Below are 2,986 nucleotides of genomic sequence, written 5' to 3'. Positions count from 1 at the left end.
GGGGGCGATGGTGCAAAAGAGATAAGTAAGCTTCCCGTTCCCAACGATCTTCCGACCAAAATACATATGGGGCAGCAAGGAAAACATATCAAAGGTCACAATAATTTTGAGGAAGGGCGTAGTTATTTTAACGATGGCGTCGACCCAACGGAGCTTTTGGGAGGCGTTCACAGCGGTAAATATCCTGTTGTTGGCGCTGGGGCTCGTGGTAACCCAATTGTGGATTTTGGAAGACCAATTGGGGTAGACGGACGCACAGGCCAGTCAGTTACCCGAGGGCAGATTCACTATGGGAAAAATGGTGCGCACATTGTTCCAGATGCGAGGAATTGAGATGCTATTTACTGCACAGTTACCCGATTGGCTCGTCGCATGTTTTCGGATTGCGCTCCTTGGCGAAATCTACCCTGATATTAGAGTTATTGCTGTCGGATACAATGAAAATGGTTCGGTTTTGATTCGATATTATCTTGATCGTGAACCTACAGAGTTTGATCTGGAAAGTTTGGAGGTTGTAGCTACAAATCTTGATGCAATGGGAGGGAAAAAACAGGCTATCAGTAGAATTGATATCGAATGCATTTGCGCGGAAGGCTCTAAGCGAGAGTTAGATTCGCTTAGTGGTTTTATATACTCTAGGCGAGAGTATAGTTGAGTTTTCTTAAAGGAAGCTATTGAGGTTTTGATGGTGCAAAAGAGGCAACTGCTAGCTCCGGCGCTGAAAATGCGGCCTTGTATCCGAAGCTGAAGGATCAACTGATACAAGAAAACTTGAGCAATATTGCGGCCCAGGACTCAAGATTAGCTGCTGCTGTGAACGGTAGTGGAACGAAAAATCCGAACTTCTCTATAGGTCAAGGTACATCTTCCGAAGCTAATCAGTTGGGTAAAGCCTGGGTTGGAGATGGTGCGACAAAAACAAGTGATGGGCTTGGTTTGATTAGCGCAGACGGTACTCGCGTATATAGGCCACCAACACCTAAAGATTCATCTTTTGCAACGACAGGCGTGCAGGCCAATTTTGAAACGTACAACATCAACCCTGTAACAGGTCAGCGCGTAAAAGTAAGTAATGGCCATCTGAATGTGGCTGATTAGGAGGAATGATGCGTGCTGTTATAAAAGGTATTTCTAATGATGTTTTTGATATTGAGACTTACTGCCCTGAGAGCGTAGACAATTTTTCTTTGAGTCTTCGTATTCGAATTGGGCTTGATTGCACGCAAGGGGCAGATGATTTTGAGCTTTTCATCTGCACTCCAAAGTGGCTAGAAGAGACAGTATGGGAGGCTCGTTGGGGGAGAGGCCTATTAATTGTTCGAGAATATAATTCTTCGACCATTAATGGGTTGATTCATGATTATGTGAGCGGCTGCGAGGGAGACAGCTGGGAAACTATCGTGATACAGCTAGGGAAGGTATTTTCCTGGGAATTTGATGATTACCAAGCCTAGTCAATAGGGGTATTTATTTAACACCGGCCATGCGCCGGTGTTGTTTTATCTGCTTACTGCAAAATCTCCCTTCCTTCGCTGCTCGCCTTGGTCGTGGCCTGAGCGATCAGGGCGTCGAGCATCTGCGCAACAAATTTCTGTTGGCTCTTAGGTAGCTGGTCGATGGCTTCCAGTTGCTGTTGCCATTTCGGAGCCGGGCCACGCTTACGCACAGTGGTTTCCTGCTGCTGACCAAATAGCTCTTCAAGTGTGGTCGAAAGCAGTCGGGCCAGTTCTGGCAGCGCCGCTACCTGGATACGCCGCTTGCCGGACTCATAGGCTTGGATGGTCTGCTGGGACACGCCCAGCCGTTCAGCCAATTGGGTTTGGGTGATGCCGTGTTCTTTGCGCAGGCGGGCAATACGCTCACCCAGGGCAATGAAAAAATCACGTTCTTCGCTGGTGATGCTCATGGCTGTCGTCGACGAGATCTGTAATAGGACAGCCATTAACGTACTCCAGGTTTTACCACTGCTTGTTGTAAATACTACTATTGGTGGTATATTGCCGTCGAGTTGTTTTTGTTTTTCCCTCTTGACAGCTTTTTGGAGAAACCCGATGGCCCGCATCCCCGAAGCCGAACTGGAACGCCTCAAGCGTGAGGTGTCACTGCTTTGGCTGCGGGGCCGCAGGTTCGGTGATCGATTGGGTGATGAAAACTCAAGGCGTGTCGTTGCCGCACGCGGTTCAGCTGCTGCGCAACGACGCGCCGCTGGAGAACACGGAAAAAGTCGGTGTGACACGCAGCCACGCTCGACACCTCCCTTCTTTAGCTGCTGGCTCTTCTGATCTTGAAGCCGCGGCGCTGCTACGTTCGGTGGCTGAGTTCTATCACGCCAATTTCAAACAATCCCCCGAAGCACTGGCCTATCTGGAATCTCGCGGCCTGAACCATCCCGAGCTGATCGAACATTTTCAACTCGGCTATGCCAATAAAACCCTGACGTATCGCTTGCCCGCAGGGCATACCTTGGCCGGTCGTCAGATGCGTGAGCAATTGCAGGCCTTGGGGGCGCCCTACCGGACACGAACATTTGAACGGTTGTCTGGTCGTGCCGGTGCTGGGTCTGGAGGACGGCGCGCAGCCGGAGCAGGGAGGGCGAGTGATGCAGCTTTACGGACGGCGGATGCAGCCGAACAACAAAATTCCGGCCAACCAGTCCCGGCATATGTATTTGGCCACGCCGTTGCGCGGGGTCTGGAACGAAGCGGCGTTGCTGGCCAGTCTGGAAATTATTCTCTGTGAATCGCTGATCGACGCCATGACCTTTTGGTGTGCGGGTTTTCGCAACGTCATCAGCGCTTATGGCGTGAGCGGTTTTTCTCAAGATCACTGGCAGGCTGAAACACCACAGCACCCAGCGGGTCATCATTGCTTTTGATCGAGACTCAGCGGGAGACGCAGCGGCAGAGAAACTGTCCAAGGAACTGCGCTCTGCCGAATGGATGCGCGTGCTGCCAGTCTGATGAGAGCTGATTTTGCTGAAAACACC

The 2,986-nt window shown here is 50.6% G+C and carries 7 protein-coding genes; 6 read left to right on the top strand and 1 reads right to left on the bottom strand.

Annotation, left to right across the window (positions count from 1 at the left end):
• From BZK31_RS27675 to BZK31_RS27660, 4 genes are all read left to right on the top strand, one after another.
• A partial coding sequence (locus BZK31_RS27675) for a polymorphic toxin type 50 domain-containing protein (RefSeq protein ID WP_279628825.1) occupies positions 1-333 on the top strand: 333 nt, incomplete at its 5' end.
• 1 nt (position 334) lies between these two features.
• Positions 335-655, top strand: coding sequence for a MafI2 family immunity protein (locus BZK31_RS27670; protein WP_083186365.1), 321 nt, complete (start codon positions 335-337; stop codon positions 653-655).
• Between the two features lie 116 nt (positions 656-771).
• Positions 772-1,098, top strand: coding sequence for a hypothetical protein (locus tag BZK31_RS27665; protein WP_208617246.1), 327 nt, complete (start codon positions 772-774; stop codon positions 1,096-1,098).
• A gap of 8 nt (positions 1,099-1,106) precedes the next feature.
• The gene (locus BZK31_RS27660; RefSeq protein WP_083186363.1) at positions 1,107-1,454 is read left to right on the top strand and encodes an immunity 8 family protein; all 348 of its coding nucleotides are present in this window, start codon (positions 1,107-1,109) and stop codon (positions 1,452-1,454) included.
• Between the two features lie 53 nt (positions 1,455-1,507).
• On the opposite strand, the gene BZK31_RS27655 is transcribed toward BZK31_RS27660, so the two are convergent.
• Entirely contained in the window at positions 1,508-2,062 is a 555-nt protein-coding gene (locus BZK31_RS27655; protein ID WP_208617245.1) for a helix-turn-helix domain-containing protein, read from the bottom strand.
• A gap of 29 nt (positions 2,063-2,091) precedes the next feature.
• On the opposite strand from BZK31_RS27655, the gene BZK31_RS29610 reads away from it, so the two are divergent.
• Both BZK31_RS29610 and BZK31_RS30735 read left to right on the top strand, forming a co-directional pair.
• Complete coding sequence (locus BZK31_RS29610) at positions 2,092-2,739, top strand: CHC2 zinc finger domain-containing protein (RefSeq protein WP_157900813.1); 648 nt, start codon at positions 2,092-2,094, stop codon at positions 2,737-2,739.
• An 83-nt stretch (positions 2,740-2,822) separates the two neighbouring features.
• Complete coding sequence (locus BZK31_RS30735) at positions 2,823-2,960, top strand: toprim domain-containing protein (protein WP_083186366.1); 138 nt, start codon at positions 2,823-2,825, stop codon at positions 2,958-2,960.
• Positions 2,961-2,986 lie beyond the last annotated feature (26 nt).

It is taken from the genome of Pseudomonas floridensis (assembly GCF_002087235.1).
In the GTDB taxonomy this organism is placed as follows: domain Bacteria; phylum Pseudomonadota; class Gammaproteobacteria; order Pseudomonadales; family Pseudomonadaceae; genus Aquipseudomonas; species Aquipseudomonas floridensis.
This window is presented reverse-complemented; position numbering and strand designations above follow the sequence as displayed.